Origin of the sequence: Acinetobacter sp. 1294596, from assembly GCF_000582925.1 — a bacterium.
GTDB classification, from domain to species: Bacteria; Pseudomonadota; Gammaproteobacteria; order Pseudomonadales; family Moraxellaceae; genus Acinetobacter; species Acinetobacter radioresistens.
Map to the genome: position 1 here is coordinate 1 of NZ_JFCC01000058.1, position 15690 is coordinate 15690.

The 15690-nt window shown below is 37.2% G+C and carries 15 protein-coding genes and 3 pseudogenes; 7 read left to right on the forward strand and 11 right to left on the reverse strand.

The genetic code is table 11. From position 1 onward, the window contains the following. Positions 1–859 precede the first annotated feature (859 nt). Both J502_RS14425 and J502_RS14430 read left to right on the forward strand, forming a co-directional pair. Positions 860–2515, forward strand: coding sequence for an HNH endonuclease signature motif containing protein (locus J502_RS14425; RefSeq protein WP_005405400.1), 1656 nt, complete (start codon positions 860–862; stop codon positions 2513–2515). A 544-nt stretch (positions 2516–3059) separates the two neighbouring features. Continuing rightward, entirely contained in the window at positions 3060–4292 is a 1233-nt protein-coding gene (locus J502_RS14430) for an ATP-binding protein (protein ID WP_005404772.1), read from the forward strand. A gap of 39 nt (positions 4293–4331) precedes the next feature. On the opposite strand, the pseudogene J502_RS16710 reads toward J502_RS14430, so the two are convergent. The 8 genes and pseudogenes from J502_RS16710 to arsC all read right to left on the reverse strand — a co-directional run. After that, positions 4332–4475, reverse strand: a pseudogene (locus tag J502_RS16710) (integrase core domain-containing protein); the annotation flags it as partial. Between the two features lie 343 nt (positions 4476–4818). Continuing rightward, positions 4819–5904 carry an ArsO family NAD(P)H-dependent flavin-containing monooxygenase gene (locus tag J502_RS14435; RefSeq protein WP_171053915.1) on the reverse strand — a complete coding sequence of 362 codons (1086 nt, stop codon included), beginning with the start codon at positions 5902–5904 and terminating at the stop codon, positions 4819–4821. Between the two features lie 96 nt (positions 5905–6000). Then, positions 6001–6951 (reverse strand): thioredoxin-disulfide reductase, encoded by a 951-nt coding sequence (gene trxB / locus J502_RS14440; protein WP_005404771.1) that lies wholly within the window; start codon positions 6949–6951, stop codon positions 6001–6003. A gap of 17 nt (positions 6952–6968) precedes the next feature. After that, complete coding sequence (arsH, locus tag J502_RS14445) at positions 6969–7673, reverse strand: arsenical resistance protein ArsH (RefSeq protein WP_034684802.1); 705 nt, start codon at positions 7671–7673, stop codon at positions 6969–6971. Positions 7674–7677: 4 nt separating this feature from the next. Next, positions 7678–8718: an ACR3 family arsenite efflux transporter gene (gene arsB / locus J502_RS14450; RefSeq protein ID WP_005404769.1), complete on the reverse strand. Its 1041-nt coding sequence runs from the start codon at positions 8716–8718 to the stop codon at positions 7678–7680. 5 nt (positions 8719–8723) lie between these two features. Then, entirely contained in the window at positions 8724–9197 is a 474-nt protein-coding gene (locus J502_RS14455; RefSeq protein WP_005253624.1) for an arsenate reductase ArsC, read from the reverse strand. Between the two features lie 4 nt (positions 9198–9201). Continuing rightward, the gene (locus J502_RS14460) at positions 9202–9525 is read right to left on the reverse strand and encodes a metalloregulator ArsR/SmtB family transcription factor (RefSeq protein ID WP_005404767.1); all 324 of its coding nucleotides are present in this window, start codon (positions 9523–9525) and stop codon (positions 9202–9204) included. Positions 9526–9569: 44 nt separating this feature from the next. Then, positions 9570–9998: an arsenate reductase (glutaredoxin) gene (gene arsC / locus J502_RS14465; protein WP_004733243.1), complete on the reverse strand. Its 429-nt coding sequence runs from the start codon at positions 9996–9998 to the stop codon at positions 9570–9572. A 314-nt stretch (positions 9999–10312) separates the two neighbouring features. On the opposite strand from arsC, the gene J502_RS14470 reads away from it, so the two are divergent. From J502_RS14470 to J502_RS16715, 4 genes and pseudogenes are all read left to right on the forward strand, one after another. Further along, on the forward strand, positions 10313–10879 hold the full coding sequence (locus tag J502_RS14470; protein ID WP_004812033.1) for a recombinase family protein: 567 nt from the start codon (positions 10313–10315) through the stop codon (positions 10877–10879). Positions 10880–11436: 557 nt separating this feature from the next. Beyond that, positions 11437–11558 (forward strand): annotated as a pseudogene (locus J502_RS17315) (cation diffusion facilitator family transporter); the annotation flags it as partial. Positions 11559–11735: 177 nt separating this feature from the next. Further along, positions 11736–12350, forward strand: coding sequence for a thiol:disulfide interchange protein DsbA/DsbL (locus J502_RS14475; RefSeq protein WP_004281236.1), 615 nt, complete (start codon positions 11736–11738; stop codon positions 12348–12350). 353 nt (positions 12351–12703) lie between these two features. After that, positions 12704–12910 (forward strand): annotated as a pseudogene (locus tag J502_RS16715) (IS1 family transposase); the annotation flags it as partial. Positions 12911–12975: 65 nt separating this feature from the next. On the opposite strand, the gene J502_RS14485 reads toward J502_RS16715, so the two are convergent. From J502_RS14485 to J502_RS14495, 3 genes are all read right to left on the reverse strand, one after another. After that, positions 12976–13170 carry a heavy-metal-associated domain-containing protein gene (locus J502_RS14485; protein ID WP_034684804.1) on the reverse strand — a complete coding sequence of 65 codons (195 nt, stop codon included), beginning with the start codon at positions 13168–13170 and terminating at the stop codon, positions 12976–12978. A gap of 469 nt (positions 13171–13639) precedes the next feature. Continuing rightward, positions 13640–14521: a CopD family protein gene (locus J502_RS14490; RefSeq protein WP_005220177.1), complete on the reverse strand. Its 882-nt coding sequence runs from the start codon at positions 14519–14521 to the stop codon at positions 13640–13642. 64 nt (positions 14522–14585) lie between these two features. After that, positions 14586–14966, reverse strand: coding sequence for a copper resistance CopC family protein (locus tag J502_RS14495; RefSeq protein ID WP_004681441.1), 381 nt, complete (start codon positions 14964–14966; stop codon positions 14586–14588). Between the two features lie 351 nt (positions 14967–15317). On the opposite strand from J502_RS14495, the gene J502_RS14500 reads away from it, so the two are divergent. After that, complete coding sequence (locus tag J502_RS14500; RefSeq protein ID WP_004281876.1) at positions 15318–15560, forward strand: DUF2789 family protein; 243 nt, start codon at positions 15318–15320, stop codon at positions 15558–15560. The last annotated feature ends 130 nt before the right edge of the window (positions 15561–15690 follow it).

The following is a 15690-nucleotide window of genomic DNA, read 5'->3' on the forward strand; positions in this document are numbered from 1 at the left end:
TTTTTATAAATAAAAAAATTAATTTTGCTAGATTAATAATATTAAATACAGCATAGAAAACTGGGTTGTGTTTTTGGTTTGATTTTATAAGCTAATTCTTAAATAGCCTAAGCAAATATATTTCAGAAAAATAGCCCAAGCCTTTGCTTTTTAAAACTGCTGTTTTACAAAGCAAAGGCTTGGGAGTCCACCAATATGATTATTTTTAGATTTTAATGAGATCCCAAAAAATGGAGAAGATAAATTAATTAGCTTAGGTAATCCTTCTATAAGTATGCAGCATAGATTTTGAGCTAAACACGCATCCTTGTATGTAGGTAAAATACAGGGATTTTTTCGGCTAAAATTTTGAAAAAATTAAGCCAGCATTCAATTTTAAAATATCACTAAAAAATGAATAAAAAATTCTAATTTGGTTTGACCAAAGAAAAAGATACCCATATGATAATTACGTTACAGCAAAATCTGTAATCGGGCGTGGAAACCTGAAAATTACTACAGAAGCATTAAAACCGCTTTAGCGGTTTTTTGTGCTTATTATGCTTAGTTTGCCATTATGGTAGGCCAGGCAGGGCAGTCTATGACTGGCCGTCTTCTGTAGTGCGGTATTTCCACCCCTGTTTGGTCTACCTCCATCTCGTGGAAAAGATGGTTGTAGATAGTTAACTCTAAACTACAGGTACTAAACATGAAGATTTTATTATCTAATCCCCCCATTTCTCTTAGGTCTCTTTTGTTAGCGCTGACTGGATATTGACGGTCATTTAATTCACAGCTTTAACCAAATCGAACTATATACATTTTCAAATTTCGTACTTGAGCGAAAGTAGGAAAGTGTGTTGCCTGGAGAAAATAAGAAATGGGTTCTACACGACTATTGACCAATATTATTCAGCGTAAAGTCATGTTGCCAGAAGAAATGTCACCTTCAATGCAGCGTGACAATTTTGAAGTGGCACTGACTGATTTTGAAAAGCATCCAATCATCAAATGTTTATTTAAGGCGGATAACCAGCGTTCTACGGAATGTTGGAGCGTGCAAGAAATTGCAAACTTTATTGAAGATTGCACAGAAGATCAAAACATCAATTTATGCATTTTGTATTGGAAAGATATACACGGCAATATTTACATTATTGATGGAGCACATCGTCTTTCCTGTATCTATGCGTGGATTAATAGATATTTTGCGGATGAGCAAGTCCCTCAAGCACCTAATTTCAATGATCCACAAAAACAAGATATTCGTTACCTCCGCAATTATTTAGGAGATCTCGCTGATTTTCAAAGAATTTGCACTGATGCTGAATTTGCAGAAAAAAAGTCGAAGTTAGAAGATATTAAAATCAGTTTCAGGCAGGTACTGGGGACTCCGGAAGATGCGCGACGGGTATTTCAATCTATTAACTCAGATACTAAACGTTTAGATAAATATGAGGAATATCACCTAAGAAATCGCGGTAGTGACGCGTATTATGCGATCTATGCCTGTTGTTATATCAATGACAATAAATCTAACCTAGAAGAGCTCCAATATACACGTTTAAATGAGTTGATTGAGTTAGGGGAGAGGATCCACCAGTTACTTTTTTCGACCATTTTATTAGACAATGAAATGAGTCATGGCAAAAAAATTGGCTTGGTCAATGAGCTGATGAATATCATTGCGGGTGATCAGATTCATAATATTATGAGTCTGAATCAGGGGGAGCGCGTTGAAAACCTAATGTCGCATCTGTTGACCATTCTTTGCAGAATAGCGACGCCTGTAAAAAATGCTGGGGTTCCGAGTTTGGGCTTACATCCATACTTATATTTTTATAAGGATCAGCGTTTTCAGATTACTTCTTTTCTTGCATGGTTTTCAATTGTGTATGAAATTCATGAAAGCCGCATGCAGATTCATCATCGAAAGATTAGTTTCAAGGACTTCACCCGGGTACGCCGTAGTATTGAGTTCTTGATCGCCAATTTCCCCGTGGCGACCACCGAAACGGTCGGCAAGTTCGGCAGTGGTATCAAGGGCTATGATCGGCTACAAATTGTCTATAACGCCTTTATTTGCTTAAGCTTGGAAATGGAGGTTGATTTTGATGATGAGAAATGCCTGAATACCTTTATTCTGTCCATGTCTAAGGCCTTCAAGTACATAAACTTTAACGAGTTCTATGTCGAAAGGTTTTTGGGTGGTTATGATGATGTAGTAGTCAAGAATGTGGTGGGATATGTGGAGTCGATTAGTCCAATTTCTCGGTCAAAGCCAAAGGCCTTTTCGGCATTAACCAAGAGTCTGCTTAAGCACAATTTTGTGGTGGGTAATCATAACTTTTGCCTCATTTGTGATGGATTGATCTATCTTGATTCTACTGAATCGGATCATAGGATTGCCAAAGCCGTAGGTGGGCAAGGCGTTCTAGAGAATGGCCTGCTAGTTCATCCCATCTGTAATAGGATGAAATCAGATCTGAGCCTGGAAGAGATTAGAGCGGATTTGTTTGGTGAATTACTGTATTGAGCAGCAGAGGCGGTAAATTAATTTTCTAAAATTTATCAATGATTTAGCTTTTTATATATTCAGCCAATGTGGTTGTTTTTAATTCACTTTAGAATCACAACCAGAAACTAGCTGTAGTTTCTGAATGACCGTCAAGGTCCTTAGTTTTGCCTATAGATTCCCCCTATGGGCATTTTTTTTTGATCAAAAACATGTATAGGTGACTTTAAAATAAACCTTTTAGCAATTCATAAGCAATGAGTATTAAGGCTGAGACCATCAGCAACACAAAAATGAGTTCCACTCTAGTTAACATCTTAGTTTCATTTACTTTTCACTTAATTTATATAGCAGTTAAGTCGCAGCATCAATGACATAACATGACATGGAAAATAATCAAAAAAGATAGAATCTAGATTTTTATTACATTTACTATCCGCATGCTTCAACAGCAGCTTTGAATGTTTCACTTAACCTTTAAACTTTTTTAAAAGTTAAATGTATTTACATATGAGTTCTAAAATTTGCTAGAATTTATTAAAAATTTAGATTCTAAGTGTAAATAATGAGAAGCGCTAATATTCGACGTGATGGTTACTTAAAATTTCTGAATACATGGCAAAACCGTGATGTCATTAAAGTACTTTCAGGTGTACGTCGCTCTGGAAAATCCACCTTATTGGCGATGTTTCAACAAGACCTAAAAGCACAGGGTGTACAAGCCGAAAACATCATTGCCATCAACTTCGAATTTATGGAATTTGAAGAACTCACCGATTACCGTAAACTACATGATTATGTATTGTCCAAAGTTGATAAAAGTAAAAAAAACTATGTTTTTTTAGATGAAATACAACATGTTACAAATTTTGAGAAAGTGGTCGACTCTTTATATGTTCGGGATTATATCGATTTATATATTACAGGCTCAAACGCATTCTTTCTAAGTGGAGAACTTGCGACTTTACTTACAGGACGCTATATCGAGCAACATGTTCTACCTTTGTCATTCCAAGAATTTAAACAGTGGCATATTGAAAATAATCCGATCATCCAACAATTATCCAATCGTGATTTGTATGCCATGTATACGCGCAGTAGTTTCCCTTATACGCTTGCCATGACTAGCCAGCAGGAAACTTATGATTACTTGCAAGCGGTCTATGCCAGTGTAATGTTTAAAGATGTTATTCCCCGTTTGAATACTGCCGATATTAACTCTCTCGAGCGTGTCGCAAGATATTTGGCAAGCGTGACAGGCTCACCTATTTCCATCAATAAAATTAAAAATACCTTTGTTTCAAGTGGGGTTAAAATTTCATTTGAAACAGTAAAACGCTATATTCAGGGCTTACAGGACAGTTTGTTATTTTATAGTGCTGCACAATTTAAAGTACGCGGGCGTGAGTTATTACAATCCTCTGAAAAATACTATTTAGTTGATGTCGGATTGCGCCGGATTATGTTGCCTGATGCTAATGCTGATCAAGGTCATATCTTAGAAAATGTAATTTATCTTGAGCTTATCAGACGAGGTTATACGGTCTATGTAGGGCGGGTTGATGAATATGAAATTGATTTTGTTGCTGTCGATACTTTAAAGAATTTAACTTATTATCAAGTGGCATTAGAAACGCTCAATGAGGAGACACTCAGCCGAGAGTTACGTCCATTACAGAAAATTTCTGATTCGTATCCCAAATATTTACTTACCTTAGACACGATAGGGGCTGAAGCAAATTATAATGGTATTGTAAAAATGAGTGCTCTCGATTGGTTGCTATCTGAAAATAAGTAATGAACCGTACCGGGTTTGTCGGAGACTTTTTTATTTAAGTTAGGCCACCTGACCTAACGGATTAATCTTATCATAGTACATTGCTTCAAACTCAAAAGGCGATACATAACCCAGTGCACTGTGTACACGCTTTTTATTGAACCAATCTACCCAGTTGAGTGTCGCAAGTTGTACATCTGCTAAACTGAACCGTACCGGGTTTGTCGGAGACCACTATTCTTTCAATATTTCATGAATTTAGTTAGATTCTTTACCTAATCCCAATTCTAGATAACTTACTTTTTATAAGCTTGTTTATAAAAGTAAGAAGTGTTATTTTTATATGTAAAAATAGGGTATACTCTAAAGTTACATTATTTCTCTTACAGGTAAGACTGTAGACTTGCACTTGGAGCTTTCAACTTCACTAAATAGCCCGATAAGCCTAGGTCGAGAAAGTCTTTACAAAGCTCTTTCCGGTGAGGGTTAAACTTAGTTTCGATACTGTTATCAAAGTTGTAAAAGCACTTAGTTTACGGCAAGCAATTTAACATTGGATGTAATTATAAATATTATCTAAATAAGCTGCAATTTCATCCACTGTGGCTCTCGCAGTCCTTGAAACACCCACCAGTGTCGCTGAACCAGGTCCGGTCCACTCACCATATCCTACTAACCATAGGTTGGATTGTTTGACTGCTCGTGTTCCTTCAACAAGTATCGTATTATTTTCCTCTACTATTCCAAGTGGCTTTAAATGGCTTAAAGTCGCTTTAAATCCAGTACACCAAATCACTGCATTAACCTGTTGAAAAGATCCATCTTCCCAAATCACGCCATTTTCTGTAAAAGCCGAAAATGGGCGCTCACTATGTAAAACTCCTCGTGCACGTGCATCTTTGACTGAATCAATCATGACAATATCACCCAGACCGCCAACAGGCTGATCTATTGTACGGCCTTCTAATTGTGCCTTTAAACGCTCTGTCGCACGTAAAAACAGTACACGGCCATCAACATCATCTGCTAAAAATTGAGGAGGTGTTGGCGTGATCCAAAGAGTGTCTGCCACTTGGGAAACTTCAGCCAAAATTTGTGCTCCAGAATTTCCACCACCGACTATCATTACGTGCTTATCTTTAAAAAGTTCTGCATTTTGATAATGGGCGGAGTGTAATTGCAGACCTTTGAAATTTTCTTGGCCAGGGTAAGATGGGATATAAGGATGACTCCAGGTGCCCGTTGCACTGATTACAGCCTTGGCTCTCCATATCTGTTCACCTGCATGCACACTCAATACTTCTCCTTCGCTTTTGACGTGATCAACATATACAGGACGAATAATCGGAAATTGATAACGCTGCTCATATTGCTGCAAGTATTCAATAACTTCTTTCTTGGTCGGATACGTTTGTTCTGTATTCGGCATAACCCAACCAGGTAAGGAACTCCAGCTATTCGGTGAAAACAGACGCAAAGAATTCCAAGCATGTAACCAGGCTCCACCTGCTTGATTTTGATCATCTAAAATAATAAATGGTATTTTTTTTCGCTTTAAAAAATAAGCTGTAGATAAAGCTGCCTGTCCACCACCGATAATGATGACATCAGTTTCCGTCTGTTTCTGATTCAAAGCCTTTTCCCCTTTTATTTTTTCTTTAATATAAAAACCCAATCCTGAAGACTGGGCTTTTACAATATTCACTATATTTTTAAGACAACATCAAAATCAACTTAAACTATCAAGATATTTTTCAGCATCTAATGCAGCCATACAACCGGAGCCTGCTGAAGTAATCGCTTGGCGATAAACTGAATCAGCCACATCACCGGCAGCGAATACACCTGGCACTGAAGTAGCAGTGGCATTCCCCGCTGTTCCGCTTTGAACCTGAATATAGCCATCGCGTAACTCAAGCTGCTCTGCAAACATCTCAGTATTTGGTTTGTGACCAATTGCCACGAATAAACCCTGTACCTCAACATCTTGCGTCAACCCATCTACAGTTGATTTTAAGCACACTCCAGTTACCCCGGTGTTATCGCCTAACACTTCATCAACTTGATTGTTCCAAAGGATGCTAATTTTGCCTTCTTTCTGTTTCTCAAAAAGATGATCTTGCAGAATTTTTTCAGAACGCAATGAATCTCGACGATGCACCAAAGTCACGTGCGAAGCAATGTTGGAAAGATAAAGTGCTTCTTCAACCGCGGTGTTACCACCGCCTACAACCATGACCTTCTGGTTCTTATAGAAGAAACCGTCACAAGTCGCACATGCGCTTACACCCTGCCCCATGAATTGAGCTTCAGACTCAAGACCCAAGTATTGTGCCGTTGCACCTGTGGCAATAATCAGGGCATCACAGGTGAACTCTTCCATATCGCCTTTCAGCACGAATGGACGAACACTTAAATCCACTTCATTAATGTGATCATAGACGATTTCGGTGCCAAAACGTTCCGCATGTGCTTGCATACGTTCCATGAGTGCTGGTCCCGTCAATCCTTCTGGATCACCCGGCCAATTATCGACTTCAGTAGTCGTGGTTAATTGACCACCCAATTGTAAGCCTGCAATTAAAGTGGGTTTAAGATTAGCTCGTGCCGCATATACCGCAGCGCTATACCCCGCAGGGCCTGAGCCAAGAATGATTAATTTAGAATGTCTCTTTTGCATTTAATATCACCTAGCATTTACAAACTGCGCTGATTCACACGCTTGGACAGCTCTTCAGCCGATTCCTTGCGTTCTGAATAACGATCTGTCAGGTATTTGCTTTGACCACGTGTCAGCAACGTGAACTTAAATAACTCTTCCATCACATCCACAATCCGGTCATAGAAAGCTGAAGGCTTCATTCTTCCGTCTTCCTCAAATTCCAAGAACGCTTTTGGAATTGAGGACTGATTTGGAATGGTGATCATCCGCATCCAACGACCTAAAATACGCATCTGGTTCAGGCTGTTAAATGACTGTGATCCACCACTGACCTGCATCAAGGCAAGGGTTTTACCTTGGGTGGCACGGATTGCCCCCCCTGCCAGTGGAATCCAGTCGATTTGTGATTTAAAGATGGAACTCATAGAACCATGGCGTTCAGGTGAACACCAGACCATACCTTCTGACCAGGCTAAAAGTTCATGCAGCTCTTTTACTTTTGGATGCTCAGTATCCGCATCTTCTGGCAAAGGAAGCCCTTTAGGATGAAAGATTTTGACTTCTGCACCAAAATGCTCCAGGATCCGACCCGCTTCAAGAACGGCAAGGCGACTGTAAGAGCGTTCTCGATTAGAGCCATACAACAGCAAAATACGCGGAGGATGCGCAAGTTCTTTGGCTTGAACTTTTTCAAAGGTGGGTTGTTCAATAAGATTCAGATCTAGGTTAGGGAGATTCATCGTATCAAGCCTCTTTAAAAACTTTTTTTCTCAGCCAGAGCGAAACACTCACCAAGGCAATCAGCACAGGAACTTCAACCAGTGGGCCAATAATCGTGGTAAAAGCAACTGGTGAAGCTATACCAAAAGTGGCAATTGCGACTGCAAGTGATAATTCAAAATTATTCCCGGCTGCAGTAAATGCGATTGCTGTGGTCTTAGGATAGTCATTGCCCATCCATTTACTCATGAAGAAGCTGATAAAGAACATCAAAACGAAGTAAATGGTTAAAGGAACTGCGATTCGTAAAACTTCCAGTGGAAGACTCACGACATCACCACCTTTTAGGCTAAACATGGCCAGAATCGTGAACAGTAAAGCCATTAAACTTAGCGGGCTGATTTTCGGAATAAACTTGGTTTCATACCACTCTACCCCTTTTTGTTTCACCAGAATCCAACGCGTTAAGAAACCCAACAGAAATGGAATACCAAGATAAACCAGAACAGCGTGAGTGATGGTCCAGAAATCAACATTAATAACCTGTGAAGCAACCCCAAAATAAGGTGGCAGGAAGGTCAAGAATAACCATGCATAGGTACTGAAGAATAAAATCTGGAAGATACTGTTAAAGGCAACTAATGCTGCAACATATTGATTATCACCACAAGCTAGGCCATTCCAAACCAATACCATGGCAATACATCGAGCTAGACCAATTAGGATGACACCAGTCATATATTCGGGATAGCTATGTAAAAATATAATAGCCAGAGCAAACATCATTACCGGAGCAATTAGCCAGTTTTGTATTAAAGATAAGGTCAGGGTTTTTTTGTCTTTAAATACTTGTGGCAACGTCACATAGTTTACTTTTGCCAGAGGTGGATACATCATCAGAATAAGACCAACTGCAATTGGAATATTCACCGAGTTGATACTTAATTGATCGAGTGCGACAGAAGCTTGCGGAAAGAAGTTTCCGATTGCAATACCTAGAGCCATGGCAATAAAAATCCATAGCGTCAGGTTACGATCTAAAAAGGATAAGCGTTTTTCAGACATATCTCTTACTCAACATTCGAAATTTTATTGATTTCAGCAATTAGTTCAGGACGAGAAAGTTTATTTACATCTAGGGCAAATAAAGCATCTAAACGACGGTTGATATGTTCAACAGTGGTCATAAAAGCTTTCATTTTTTCTTCTTTATTTACTTCCAGGTGTGAAGGATCAGCTAGGCCCCAATGTGCCTTGATTGCTCCACCCAAATAAAGTGGACAGGCTTCTTGAGCAGCAGAGTCACATACCGTGATCACAACATCAGGTTGGTACTGTTCACAGTCATCAATCGTTTTACTCCATAAACCTTCGGTAGATAACCCTAAGTTTTCAAGGGTTTCTATGGTCAGCGGGTGCACTTGTCCTGAAGGCTTACTCCCAGCGCTATATGCTTTCCAACCTTCCGGGGCACGGCTATTAAACAAAACTTCTGACAAAATGCTACGGCAGCTATTTCCGGTACATAAAAATAAAAATTTCATTGAATTACTCACAATAACTATTTACAGAAAGGGGTTGTTGACCATCCAGCTTTGGCTGAGATTGAACTGTCTTCAAAATATCTAAAATTTCATAACACCAGTCGGCCAATTTTGGACTGATACTGTAGTAAACCCATTGGCTTTGTCTGCGATCTTGAAGTAGTCCTGCAGCACGTAAAAGGGCTAGATGTCTTGAAATTTTAGGCTGGCTTAGTTGTAGTTTTTCAATCAAATCACACACACATAGTTCTTTATTTTCAGCGATTAATTTCACTATATTGAGACGTGTTTCATCTGATAAGCATTTAAAAAAATTAACTTGATCCATATAAGTCTCCTTCACATTGTTCCCATCCAAGAGATGAGAACGTGCTATTTAATTCTTTGACCATTTTCATCAATAATTTTTTCACCATCTTCTTTGCTAAATGCGCCTTTCTGAGGAAACGGGAGAATATCCAAAACAACTTCAGAAGGACGACACAAACGTGTACCTAAATCCGTAACAACGAATGGGCGGTTAATCAAAATAGGATGTTGAAGCATAAAATTTAAAAGCTGTTCATCAGACCAATCTTCCCGAACAATTTCTAAATCAGAATATGGAGGTACATTTTTACGAATTGCTTCTCTAACACTTAAACCAGCACTACGAATAAGTTCAATTAATTCTGCTTTCGAAGGTGGGGTAATTAGATATTCAATAACGATTGGTTCAATTCCTGCATTTTGAATTAAAGCTAAGGTATTCCTTGATGTACCACACTCAGGATTGTGATAAATCTTTATGGTCGAGAACATTTTGACTGACTCTGCTATTAGAAACTCAGATATATTTATATACGTATTTCCACATATATGCAAATACGTATATTGATTTTATTTAAATTACTTAATGTCAATAAATGTATATATATTCTTGCAAATTCTTATGAGTGAGAAAAAACTCGTTATTTAAATATGTAAATTTAGAGTAAACCCTAAAATTACATTTTAAAAGTTCTTAAAAACATGTACCATTTAAATGTTTTTTAATCATAAGTAACATGTAACTTTGGTATTAAAGATTTATAATTTACGAAATTGTTCATTTTTATCCAATTGGGGCGTAAAAAGTGAAAGGCCAAAAAGTAGGCTATGTGCGAGTGAGTTCGGTCGAGCAAAATACGGGACGTCAACTTGAGGGAATTGAAGTCGACCGGATTTTTGTTGACCGTGCTTCAGGTAAAAATACCGACCGACCGAAATTTCAGGAAATGTTGAATTATGTCCGGGAAGGAGACCGGGTGATAGTACATTCCATGGATCGTTTTGCGCGAAGCTTAAAAGATTTGGTGACTGAAGTGGATAAACTGGTCAAACGAGGGATTGCCATCCAGTTTGTAAAAGAAAATATTACTTTTACGGCCCAATCCACCCCGATGGATAATTTGATGCTGCAACTGATGGGTGCTTTTGCACAGTTTGAACGTGAGATCATTTTAGAGCGGCAAAAGGAAGGAATTAAACTTGCCTCTTCTCAAGGGAAGTACAAAGGCCGGGTACATAAATTGAAACCTGATCAGGCTGAAGCTTTGCGACAAGACTGGAAGGAAGGGAAGTACCCTTCAAAAATGGCATTAGGCCAGGCATTTGGAATTAGTCGCCAAGCGGTATATCGGTATTTAAAAGCCGGGAAATAACTCAATTGAAATTGGCGACTATATTTAGTTTAGCTTATGAAAATCGTGAAACGTTGATTAAATAATAAGTGCAGAAAGCAAAGAGTTACTAATTTTATACAATATAAGTTTTTGATTTATAATTAATTAACTCGATTGCAATCTAGCTTTTTCAGCAACGATTTATCTTTTTTAAAATAGTATTAATTTATTTTTTTGAGAACAAACCTTAACAAAATTACAAGTTTGTAATTTTGTCGTCATTCGGATGTATATATTTACTCATTATTATAAGTAAAGATTTTTTTGGTCCAAGATATGATTAGATTCAATAATATGTACATGAAGATTATTTTAGTTATTTTTACTATAGTTTTTTCAACCAGTAGTTTTGCTGATGGGGGACTCCGTTTCTTAGAGAAAAATTTAGAAATAATTAACAAATAATTAACATAGTAATTTAAATTAAAAAGTGATTTATCAGGTGAATTTTAACTATATAAATAATTTATTTAATTTAATAAACCTTTCATAAATCATTTTTTGCTCAGTTCTATGTTGTAAATTCCAGCAATTATCATAGCCACGCGGCTGTTACTGAAGAGAATAGTAAGAAGCTAATATTTACTGTAGGTTTGACCACTACGTTTTAATCGTAGAAATTATAACCGTTTTTATTACTCAAAGTTTAACTTTTGTGATTATCTAAAAACACATAGCGGTCGAATGGCCATATTAACTGACTTAAAATCAGTCGCATACTTTAATGTAGCGGTTCTGATAGCACAAAAGTTCGCAGCATGAAAACGGAACCGGCATAATTGATTTATAGTGAACCCATACACTAAGCATAATGATTTAGAGGACGATAATCCCAATGAAAAAATTCCTTTTAGGAGCTGTTGCCGCATCTGTTTTGGCCTTTTCAGGCAATGCTATGGCCAATTTTGTGGCAGGGCAGGACTATCAAGTGGTTGCAAAACCAGTCAAAGTCGAAAAACCGGGCAGAATTGAGGTACGTGAATTCTTCTGGTACGGCTGTGGTCACTGTTTCGCGCTTGAACCACATATGCAGGGCTGGTTGAAAAAATTACCAAAAGATGTACGTTTTGTACGTACGCCGGCTGCAATGAATCCACTCTGGGAGCAGGCAGCGCGTGCTTATTATGTGTCTGAAGCATTGGGTGTGCGTCAAAAAGCACATTTACAATTATTCCATGATATTCATGATAAGCAACGTCCAATTTTAGAACAGGCGCAATTGGCCAAGTTCTATACCCGCTATGGTATTCCTGAAGCGAAATTTAACAGCACTTATAAATCTTTCCCGATCACTTCGAAAATTGCCCAAGCCAAAAATCTGGCTGCTCAGTATCAGTTAAGTGGTGTTCCGGCAGTGACCGTGAATGGTAAATATATTGTGCAGGGTAATGATGCCAAAGTCATTCAGGTGGTGAATTACCTGATCGAGAAAGAGCGTAAAGCCAAATAAGACGCGATTGATTATCTCTAAAAAAAACCTGCATCGAATCTGCAGGTTTTTTTATTTAAACTGGAGGAATGGTTATTTACGTCCTGACTGCCGGATCTGGTGTTTCTATCGGCGGGCGATACCAGTGTAAAATTCCTCGGAATAAGAGCTGCATCTGCAACACGCTTTGCGCTTTAAAGTAATGAATTTTCCTTTCTATTTCAACACGCAGAATTGCCGAGGCGCCCCGACGCTCTAAAACAAACAAAGGTGGTGTTTCAAAAAGTATGCTGAAAAAAACAATATGGCTTTTGATAAAATAGAGGTATGAAAATAACGCTACAAATCAAATGTCCTACCTGTCTAAGTAACAATATTGGGATAGTTTTATCACAGCATTTCAATGTTGCAAGCAAGTGATCGGTAAGTTTTTTACCGTCGGTATTGAAGGTAACAATTGTAGAATTCGTCATCGAATCAGGCGTGGATTTAGGAGAAGTTGCAACTTTTCTAAAAAGCTCGAAAATCATTTTAAAGCCTTTGATTTGACTTTCTTTTACCTTAATAACGGATTTGTTTAACGCTAGCATACTTTTTGAAACACCACCAAAGTGGTAAGGAATTCCCACTGTTACTCTAACAGAGATTAAGCAGGATCAGCTGTAAATCCACGCTCACTGAGAGTTGCAATGACTTTATCCTGACTCACTGTTGTGTTGATTTCAACGATACGGTTTTGTAACTCAATATCGAGTGAGGCATTCGAGTCGAGCTCTTTAATTGCGGTAGTAATGCCGCGTGCACAACCACCACAAGTCATATTAGCGATGTGAAATTTCATATGTTGCTCCTTTTTAACAAAACATTTGTTTAAAACATTAGAACAGTAACTCTAAACTTTCACCATACAACCAGCCTTTTTCTGAATCAGTTACTCGCTGTAACTTGGTCTGTTTATAACCTTACAGTTTTCTTCAGAGTATTCCAAAGAAGAGTGTTCTAATGACTACAGTAAAAGTACTTAACCAACATTAATGTGACTTTAAAATGACATTTTTGTCATCTACGATCACTCTGAAATTTATAAGATTAGTTATTTCAATCAATGGTAGTGAACTGAATAGATGAGACCGTTATGGGTTGAAGATAAGCTAAAAACCGGTGACTACCTTTATGTATAATGCCTCATGATGCGATTTTACTGTTCTGATTGTCGTAAGTTGACAGTCCAGTAGAAACTTTATTGCTCAGCTACAAAAGATAAATGCAGTAATGTTAAATTTCCTCAATTCCCTTATTTTGAAATTCTCTTATTCAATACCCACGACAGTGGTTATATAGCCTGTTGTTAATAGAATTGATAGACCTAATAACATCTCAAATAAAATGGCATGACTAAGGTGTTTAGCGAATTTAGGATGTTGAAGACGCGGGGTGAAATACCATTTGTTGAAGGCAGCTAAAAGTAGAATACTTATAACAAAAAACATTTTAACCATGAAACCATAGCCATATGCAGTATTGATTAAGGTATTAAAATCTTTAATTAAAAGAAGAGCTACACTAGCGCCACAGGCGATTAATATCCCAACAATGAAAGCAGCAATACGTCCAAATACATGCATGCGATCTTTTAAAGGTAAACCACTTATTTCCCGGCTGGTTTTCCATAACGGATATAAAGACCCCATCCATAACGACATAACTAGAATATGGATTGATAATAAAATTTGAGCAAGTAAGGTTAAATTAGCGACATGTCCGAGCTGGGAAAAACTAAAAATAATCGGGATAAGTAAAATACAAAATATTGAACTTTCAATTATAGAAAACTGACCTTTGTTCCTGTTAACTTTAACCACCATGAGAAGAAGTAAAAGAGCAAAACTAATAGAACGAAGAACGTATATATACCCCGTCGGAGTATTAACCAATATATTAATATACGTGGGGTCCACCATCCCTGTAATACCAGTATTGGCAAAACTACCAATCAGAATAAAAAATCCCAAGGTACTGGAAATTAGGCCTAATCCAGCGCCAATTGTAATATATTTAAGAATCGATTCTTTTAGTTCAAGATATTGTCTAAGTAAAAAATAGCAAAAGGCTCCACCAACGACAAAAGCTACACTTAAATATAAAATAACCTTAGTTAACCAAGTGGCCCACATCCAATATTCAGAAATCATTATTTTTGTCCATTCTAGAACAACATGCCAGCACCTCACTGACATGTTGAAAGGTAATCAATTCTTATTTAGTTGATTTGATAGTGAAACTATATTCACCATTCATGTTGTGACCATCTTTCCCCATTGTTGTCCAGACAACGGTATATTTACCTTTTTTCAGTTTCGGAAGAGCGACATCAAAGGATTTCTTTAAGTCATGAGTAACTTTATATTTTAAAGGAACATCTCTTCGCTGAGCATCCAGTAACTTAATATTCATCAACATAACCTCTGCACCAAAGTTAAGGGTCAAGTTCTTTGGTTGACTAAGGATAGATGCATTTTCCGCAGGAATCGCACTCACTAAACTCACATGAGCGAACGTAGTTGTAGTAGCCACAATCATCGTTGCAGCTACTACAACATTACGTAGAGCAGTCATTTTATTTTGAAATAATTTCATTTACGTTTCCTCTTGATTCGTTAGTTCATTAGAGATGACTTTATAAAATCTATATTTAATGAGACCACATCATCTCCTCTTATATTTCAATTATTAGTGAGAGACAGAAACAGAGCGATGACTTCAAAATTACATTTTTGTCATTTTTAAAATTTAAAATCTTTAACTATTAAAATAATCTTATTGAAAAATAATGATCATTTAACAAACAAATTATGTAGGTGGTTGATTTATGAAATGTAGTAATCATTTTGTCTAAGAAAATAGTAGCTATTTAATTTTTTATATTTTAGTTTAAATATAAACATGTTATGTTTAATTTGATCTAATATAAATTTGTGGGCTAAGCACATGACTCAAACACGTCCAAGAATGACCAAATTATTTGAACAGCTTGGTTTAGCTTCTACTGAAGAAGCAATTGCAAAATTCATAGAGAGCCATCAGCTAGCTGGAGATGTTTTTTTAACACAAGCAATTTTTTGGACTGATGCTCAACGTCATTTTTTAGAAGAAAAACTACACTCTGATGGTGAATGGACGACAGTGATTGATCAATTAAATGAGTCTTTACATGAAAATTCAGTAAAATAATTTTCCGTTAGTATTAAGGATCTACATTCTTCCCTGCATTGAATACAACTCATTCATACAGTAGTACTGTTTTGGAGATGGAATCTCTATTATATAAGTAGTAGATTCCTTACTCTGAAATTTGGATTAT

What these genes read in the sequence shown, in the direction of transcription:
- J502_RS14460 (WP_005404767.1), bottom strand. Translation starts at nt 9,525, where the DNA reads ATGGATCAAGTTAATTTTTTTAAATGCTTATCAGATGAAACACGTCTC.
- J502_RS14485 (WP_034684804.1), bottom strand. Translation starts at nt 13,170, where the DNA reads ATGAAATTTCACATCGCTAATATGACTTGTGGTGGTTGTGCACGCGGC.
- arsB (WP_005404769.1), bottom strand. Translation starts at nt 8,718, where the DNA reads ATGTCTGAAAAACGCTTATCCTTTTTAGATCGTAACCTGACGCTATGG.
- J502_RS14490 (WP_005220177.1), bottom strand. Translation starts at nt 14,521, where the DNA reads ATGATTTCTGAATATTGGATGTGGGCCACTTGGTTAACTAAGGTTATT.
- J502_RS14500 (WP_004281876.1), top strand. Translation starts at nt 15,318, where the DNA reads ATGACTCAAACACGTCCAAGAATGACCAAATTATTTGAACAGCTTGGT.
- trxB (WP_005404771.1), bottom strand. Translation starts at nt 6,951, where the DNA reads ATGCAAAAGAGACATTCTAAATTAATCATTCTTGGCTCAGGCCCTGCG.
- J502_RS14425 (WP_005405400.1), top strand. Translation starts at nt 860, where the DNA reads ATGGGTTCTACACGACTATTGACCAATATTATTCAGCGTAAAGTCATG.
- arsC (WP_004733243.1), bottom strand. Translation starts at nt 9,998, where the DNA reads ATGTTCTCGACCATAAAGATTTATCACAATCCTGAGTGTGGTACATCA.
- J502_RS14455 (WP_005253624.1), bottom strand. Translation starts at nt 9,197, where the DNA reads ATGAAATTTTTATTTTTATGTACCGGAAATAGCTGCCGTAGCATTTTG.
- J502_RS14430 (WP_005404772.1), top strand. Translation starts at nt 3,060, where the DNA reads ATGAGAAGCGCTAATATTCGACGTGATGGTTACTTAAAATTTCTGAAT.
- J502_RS14495 (WP_004681441.1), bottom strand. Translation starts at nt 14,966, where the DNA reads ATGAAATTATTTCAAAATAAAATGACTGCTCTACGTAATGTTGTAGTA.
- J502_RS14475 (WP_004281236.1), top strand. Translation starts at nt 11,736, where the DNA reads ATGAAAAAATTCCTTTTAGGAGCTGTTGCCGCATCTGTTTTGGCCTTT.
- arsH (WP_034684802.1), bottom strand. Translation starts at nt 7,673, where the DNA reads ATGAATCTCCCTAACCTAGATCTGAATCTTATTGAACAACCCACCTTT.